The following is a 6952-nucleotide window of genomic DNA, read 5'->3' as shown; positions in this document are numbered from 1 at the left end:
TTGTAATCTGTCGATACATTCTTGAAAACTTTGGTTTTAAACTTGCTTTTGTCGACATCACGCAGCCAGCAGCAGTCAAGTTTAGCTTTACTAATATCAATACCTATATAATGCATCTCTCATTTACCTTGTATATGCAGCATCACTGAAAACAGGTGCTTGGATACCATTCAATGTATGAGAACAATGAGAGTCTGGGCGTTTATCTACATTACAGCGTCAAACACTAAGGTCGGAACCAACATCACCGGACTCTACAGGTCATCAAGGTAGCTAACCCTGATTTCCGGAGAGATACAAGGTCGGAAAAGCCGCAAGGCGCCTTCCGACAATTGAGATAGATGTCGGATGGCGCTTCGCTTATCCGACCTACGAGCTCCATATATCAAAACTTATCGCGAAAGGTATAAGTTAATATATTAGAATATTCTAAGTTTGTGGGTTGGTGGCCTGCCGCGTCGAGGCTTTCATGTTAGACATGCATCAATGTCATTGCAAAGAGGCCGGTAGCCATACCGACCAACAGACCTGATTTTAATGTATCGGCAGAAAGTTCGGTTTAAGCGAAAATCAATTCCTCCAGTCTATAACCTCTTTCTCTTCTGGCAATATTAACCAATATGATTAAGTGGCATATCGGTTTTGCTTTTCACACGGCGTAGTACAAAGCTTGTGCGAATACTGGTCACACCTTCGATTCTATTCAGTTCTTTCAGTAGAAAGTGTTCGTAGTAAGCCATATCCGGCATAACGACTTTCAGCAGAAAGTCGGCGTCGCTGCCTGTAATCAGTGAGCATTCCATGACTTCGTCGTAGTTCATTACTTTTCGCTCAAAGTTTTCCAACCGTTCCGGGATTTGGCATTCAAGACATACGTGTACGTAGATGGTGAGATCTAAGCCCAGTGCAGTTTGGTCTAATAGGGTGACACGCTTTTTGATGATTCCAGCTTCTTCCAGTAATTTAACGCGACGGGCGCAAGGTGAGGCTGATAGGCCAACCCGTTCTGCGAGCTCTAAGTTACTGATATCTGCACTTTGTTGCAGTTCCGTTAAAATTTTGCGATCGATTCGGTCGAGTTTACGATTAGCGGCAGCTTGATACATCATTGTTGTAGTTTCTTTTCTTGTTGTGGCTGTGTTTTTGGTTTTTTATTCTGGCTAATGCTTGGATTATAAGTGAAATTTTCTGGTTTTCATCTTTCTGTCTGGAATTAGAACCGCTGTCTATATAACGAAAGGATATGTCATAGGTATTCAATTCTGTTGAGTTGTGTCATCTATTTACAGATAGGGCCATGCTTAAATGCATATATGCTATTCCCGAGAAGATAAAATATGAATGTTATCAATCAGATCCGTAATTTTTTCCATACGTTACGGGGCTATGTGCTAGCGGCAATTATGGCTGTCTCTTTGACCGTGTTTTTTAGCGTGACACTGACTGCTGCGCTGTTATACGAAAACATTATTCACAAGATGGCGGAGGAAACCTCTCAGACCATCGCTGAGAATACTTTTAACTCAATGTTTCAGGTGATGCGTCAGGGTTGGACCCGGCAGGATTTGCAAGAGTTTATCTTATCCACCAAATCGGTGATGGCAGACAGTTCATACGAGATTGAGATCTACCGTGGGCCTAAAGTTGAAGCACTGTTTGGTGTAATAGATCAGCCTGGGTTTGATCCAGCGTTGAACCAGATTTTCTCCGATGGTGTTGAGCTGGTGACTAATCAGGGTGGGGAGATCCGTCGTTTGTTCCCTTTGATTGCCCGAGAGGAATGTACCCGTTGCCATGTTAACGCAGAAGTTGGGGATACTCTGGGGGTGATTGATCTACGCCAGAATCTGAAGGGAATCAGCTCTGAAATGCGCCAGAACAATATCGCACTGTTTGTGCTGTTTGCCATGTTGATTATGGTGGCAGCGTTCGGTTTGTCTGCGTACCTGGCTGTAGTGATCAAACGTTCGATGGAGCAGTTTAAAAACCGTTTAGCACCCATTGAAACAGTAAAAGATTTTAAGCAGTTGAATGCTGCTAACTTTGATTTTTACTTTGATGAGTTTAATCAGGCTTTTCTTCATGTTGGGCAGCTGATGGAGAAGCTGAAAGATGTGGCAGTGGATAAGGAGATTCTTGAGTTTGAGATTCGCTTGCTAAGTAAGTTTATTATCACCTCTGATGTGGTCCGGGACTGGCGGGATTTTATAAAGGACCTGCTGGTAGATATTAATACTATTATTACAGCGCATACGCTGGTGACGATTTTTCAAGTGGAGGAAGAGGGTTATGAGCTGGAGGTCTTCTGGTACAAAAATGTTTCTGAGAAGACTCAGCAGGACTTTGAGACCTATCTGCATCAGCAAATGGATGGCAATACTCATATCCAGAAAGGGACAATAATTCTTAGTATTACTCACCATGTCGCCAGTGAGGAGGATGCAGATATAGAGCATCAACTCACCCCGGAAGATATCGAGTTACAAACCAAATCGCTGTTGTTGGAGGCACCTAAGATTGGGGGAGTTGTCGGTATCGGTGTTCAGTCTGATTTGGCGACTGACCCCATTCGCCATATTGTTATTGATGGTATTTTAACCACTTTACTGAATTTGGTGGGCTCCGTAAAAGCGATCTACAAGTATACGAAGGATTTGGAATACTATGCGACTCGTGATCCTCTCACTAGCCTGCATAATCAGCGGATGTTTAAGGAACTACTGGGATATGAGGTTGGCCGTGCAACGCGCCACAAGGAGAGTTTTGCCCTGTTAATGCTGGATATGGATAACTTTAAGCTGGTTAATGATCGTCATGGTCATGCTTTTGGTGACCAGTTTCTTCAGGAGTTTGCCCATATACTGGAGGATTCGGTTCGTCCAGGAGATATGGTTGCCCGCTATGGTGGCGATGAGTTTACCCTGATTTTGCCCGAGGCATCGGAGGAACAGGCTCATCTGGTGGCCCAGCGTATAAGAGCTAACTTGGAGAAATTGGTGCTCAGGGCACCTGATAGTTCTCCTGTGCATGCAACGACTTCGGTCGGCATCGCTTTATACCCAACTCATGCGGATAACCCTCATGACCTGTTCTTAATGGCTGATAATATGATGTATAAAGCCAAAAAGATGGGACGTAATGCTATTGCCATCCCTGATGAGCATGAAGTGGCAGAGGTCTTCAGAGAGGTAGGTGAAAAGAACATTATGGTGCTCAGAGCGTTGGAAGAGCGGCGTATTGTACCTTTCTTCCAGCCGATTGTGGATTGTGAAACCGGAGAGGTGCTGATTCACGAGTTGCTGATGCGTATTGAGCAGGATGGCAAGATAGTACCCGCAGGTGAGTTTATTGATATTGCTGAGGGTATTGGGGTCGTTCATAAGATGGACTATATCCTGATTGAAAAAGCCTTTGAACAGATGAATATGCAGGGATATACCGGGATTCTGTTTATCAACCTCTCTCCCAAATCTTTGATTGTGAGTGAGTTTATTGCTCACATCCACCAGCTGGCACTGGACTACAACATTGTGCCTGAGCGTATTGTTTTTGAGCTGACCGAGCGTGAAACGGTAAGTAATCTGACTCTGCTGGAGAAGTTTGTGCTGGATTTGAAGATGGAGGGCTTCAGCTTTGCTATTGATGACTTTGGTTCGGGTTTTTCCTCTTTTCACTACATTAAACATTTCCCAATCGATGTAATTAAAATTGAGGGCGAATTTATTCGAAATATGCTGCAGGATGAAAAGTATATGGCATTTGTGAAAAGTATTGTCACCCTGGCGCAGAACCTGAATATTAAAACCATTGCTGAGTTTATTGAAGACGAGGAAATTATGGCTGAGGTGAGGGCGCTGGGGATTGATTATGCACAGGGGTATTATCTGGGTCGACCTTTGCCTGATTTGGTGCAAGTCTCTGATAGTGCAAAAAAAGCTGGTGAAACTGATGTGAGTCATTTAATGTAATAGAGATATTGATTTTGTGGTTATTTGTTATCTGAATAGTTGTCTTTGTAACAAGGCTCGTCAGATACATGGTAGTTTGAAAGTCTTTAGAAGATTCGATAAATAAGCTCTAGGTGATGATGAAGAAAGGCGCAGGTATGGATACTCAGGTCAGTACCGTGGCTAAGCTCGAATTAGAGCCGCGGGTAGAGAAGGAACAGCATTCGGATTATCAGCCAGAAGCAATACAGCTTCACAGAGAGCTGGAACAGCGCATTGAAACTCGTACACAAGAGTTAAATCAGGTCAGGCGGCGTCTGCAGGAAGAGATACGTCTGCATAAAGACACCTCCAAGCGTCTACTGCTGGTTAACCGTATCGTAGAGAAGGCACATTTTGCCATTATTATAACGGATGCGGAGCAGACGATTCTCTACACCAACCCTGCTTATACCCGGCTAACTGGCCGCTTGGGCTCAGATGTTTGCGGTAAAAAAGCCAGTATTAATCAGTCTGGGCGCCATGATAGTGATTTTTATCAGCATATGTGGCAGACGCTGAATGAGGATGACTACTGGGAAGGTGAGGTATGGGATCGTCGTGCCGACGGTAGTCATTTTATGAAGTATCTGTCTATAGAGACAGTGCGTGATGACCATGGTGATATTAACCATTACTTTGCTATTTTTACAGACCTTTCTGATCAAAAAAGGACAGAGCAGGAGCTGGAACGTTTAACTCATTACGATCCTCTAACTGATCTGCCGAATCGAATACTATTTCGAAATCGCTTAGGCCATGAATTTAATATTGCAACCCGCCATAACAGTAAAACCGGTTTGATCCTGCTGAATATCGACCGTTTTACATTGATCAATCAGGCTTTTGGTTTTGACAAAGGAGATCAGTTGCTGATTGAGGTGGCAAAGCGTTTAAAGCTCTGTATCCGCTGTACTGATCTTTTGGCCCGCCAGGAAAAACGCATTGAGCGTGATGCGGATATGATGTCGCGTATGGGGGGGGATGATTTTAGTTTTATCCTCAGTGAATTGCGTGAGCCTGAAGATGCTGCTGTTGTTGCACGTCGTTTAACTGATGCTTTTGAAAAACCTTTCCATGTCGATGGTGAAGAAGTGTATCTCTCCGCTAGTATGGGGATTTCTGTTTTCCCGGATAACGCCTGTGAGGAAGAGGAGTTAATCCAGCAGAGTCAGGCAGTTTTGGATCGGGTCAAGCAGGAAGGCAAAGGTGGGTATCGCTTCTACTCTGATGATCAGAATCGCAGCAGTGCTGAACGTGTGCGTTTAGAAACCAAGCTACGTAAGGCGATGGCTGGCAATGAGTTTATGATGTATTACCAGCCTAAGGTTGATCTGAAAACAGGTGATCTGATGGGAATGGAGGCGTTACTGCGCTGGCCCCAGCCGGGTGGAGGTATGATTCCTCCCGGTGATTTTATTCCATTGGCTGAAGATACGGGCTTGATTCGAGGGTTGGGCGAATGGATTATCCGTCAGGCTATTTCAGATACCCAAACCATTAATCAGCAGCGTGATGTGCCGTTAAAGATCGCCATTAACTTGTCTGTGCGTCAATTCCGTAATCCAGAGCTGGTCGATACAATATCAGGGATCATTGGTGATTCTGGGATTGATCCAGCGTTGATTGAGTTTGAAATTACAGAGAGTATGCTGATTGAGGATGTTGATGAAGCGTGTCAGACGATGGCTAACCTCAGGGAATTGGGAGTCGAGCTGGCGATTGATGACTTCGGTACTGGCTACTCATCTCTGGCCTATCTGCGACACTTCCCAGTTAAAACCCTGAAGATTGATCAGACATTTATCCGTGACCTGAGCCAGGGAGAGAACAGTGAAAGCATTATTAATGCAATTATTGGTCTGGGCTTAGGGCTTGGGTTGTCAGTCGTCGCAGAGGGAATCGAGACTGAAGGCCAACTGGAGTTTCTTAAAAACAGTGGTTGTCATATCGGTCAAGGTTATCGTATTGCCCGTCCTATGCCTTTGGCAGATCTGCTAAAAGACTATAGCTAAGTAGTTCTCTCGGGATCATCTGTTTAACATTTGATACCCTCTCTTGAGGGTATTCTATGTGGTTTTAATAGATGTACTTCTTCACAATCTTGTCAAGTTCTCCGCTTGTTTCCATTTCAGCCATGATTGTCGATAAAGCTTCAATAGTTTCAGGTTTGAGATCTTTGCTATGGATCAGCCATTGAGGGTGAGTTTTAAAGCGGTTGCTCAGCACTTTTAATGGCAGCCCCGATTCCTTAGCCAGGTAGTTTAGACCCAGGTCGTGATAATAAAAGTAGCGTAAGCGATAGGGAGGGGCGCTCATCATGCGCAGTGGGGTGTCAAGCTCTTGAAAGCTGTCATTGACCTGTTGGCCGAGCTGGTCTTTTAGGCCTTGGGCCGAGCGTGTACCAAATAATGTCCCTATGATGCCCTCAGTTGCCTTTAGTTCAGCAAAACTTGCCGGATCGACTTCTTCATCCTTATGGGCTAGCAGGACATAGCTGATAAGGTAGAGTGGGATATTGATAAAGCCAAAGCGCTTTTCCCTGGCCGCAGTACGAGAACTGCCGCAGAAAACATAACTTGGTCCAGCTTCCACCATACTGAATATCCTTCTTAGGGGCATATAATGAGGGAGAACAGTACCGTCTATATCATATTGCTGTAGCTTTTTGCTCAGTTGAAAATAGATTTCCCCGCATAAGCCCAGCTTTTCACCCTGATCAAGGAAGTATTTGGGTTGAGAGTTTTGTACAAGAAAGGTCAGTGTTTCAGCTTTGGTGCTTAGTGAATGCAGGCTAATCAGTAGCGCAGCCAGTCCGATTACCAGTGTGCGAGATAGTTTTGTCCCATATTGTGGGGATGCTTTTAAAAGCAGCTGTAACAGGTATGGGGTAAGGTTCAAGGGCATCTGCTATGTCCATGTTATCGAACTGTATTTGTTATTATCGGCTCTAAAAAGATATTTGT

Annotated in this window: 4 protein-coding genes; 2 read left to right on the top strand and 2 right to left on the bottom strand. The window is 44.4% G+C overall.

What is annotated here, in order from left to right:
* Positions 1-611: 611 nt before the first annotated feature.
* Positions 612-1109 (bottom strand): Lrp/AsnC family transcriptional regulator, encoded by a 498-nt coding sequence (locus H579_RS0119900; protein WP_211224761.1) that lies wholly within the window; start codon positions 1107-1109, stop codon positions 612-614.
* A 228-nt stretch (positions 1110-1337) separates the two neighbouring features.
* Between H579_RS0119900 and H579_RS0119895 the strand changes: the two genes are divergently transcribed.
* The gene (locus H579_RS0119895; RefSeq protein ID WP_051228020.1) at positions 1338-3968 is read left to right on the top strand and encodes a putative bifunctional diguanylate cyclase/phosphodiesterase; all 2631 of its coding nucleotides are present in this window, start codon (positions 1338-1340) and stop codon (positions 3966-3968) included.
* 116 nt (positions 3969-4084) lie between these two features.
* A complete protein-coding gene (locus H579_RS26795) occupies positions 4085-6001 on the top strand; it encodes a putative bifunctional diguanylate cyclase/phosphodiesterase (RefSeq protein ID WP_051228017.1) in 1917 nt (638 codons plus the stop codon).
* A gap of 64 nt (positions 6002-6065) precedes the next feature.
* Here the strand turns inward: H579_RS26795 and H579_RS0119885 are convergent, their stop codons facing one another.
* Positions 6066-6893, bottom strand: a complete 828-nt coding sequence (locus H579_RS0119885; RefSeq protein WP_028302105.1) for a substrate-binding periplasmic protein — start codon at positions 6891-6893, stop codon at positions 6066-6068.
* Between the last annotated feature and the right edge of the window lie 59 nt (positions 6894-6952).

Origin of the sequence: Oceanospirillum beijerinckii DSM 7166 (assembly GCF_000422425.1) — a bacterium.
Classification (GTDB): Bacteria; Pseudomonadota; Gammaproteobacteria; order Pseudomonadales; family Halomonadaceae; genus Oceanospirillum; species Oceanospirillum beijerinckii.
This window is presented reverse-complemented; position numbering and strand designations above follow the sequence as displayed.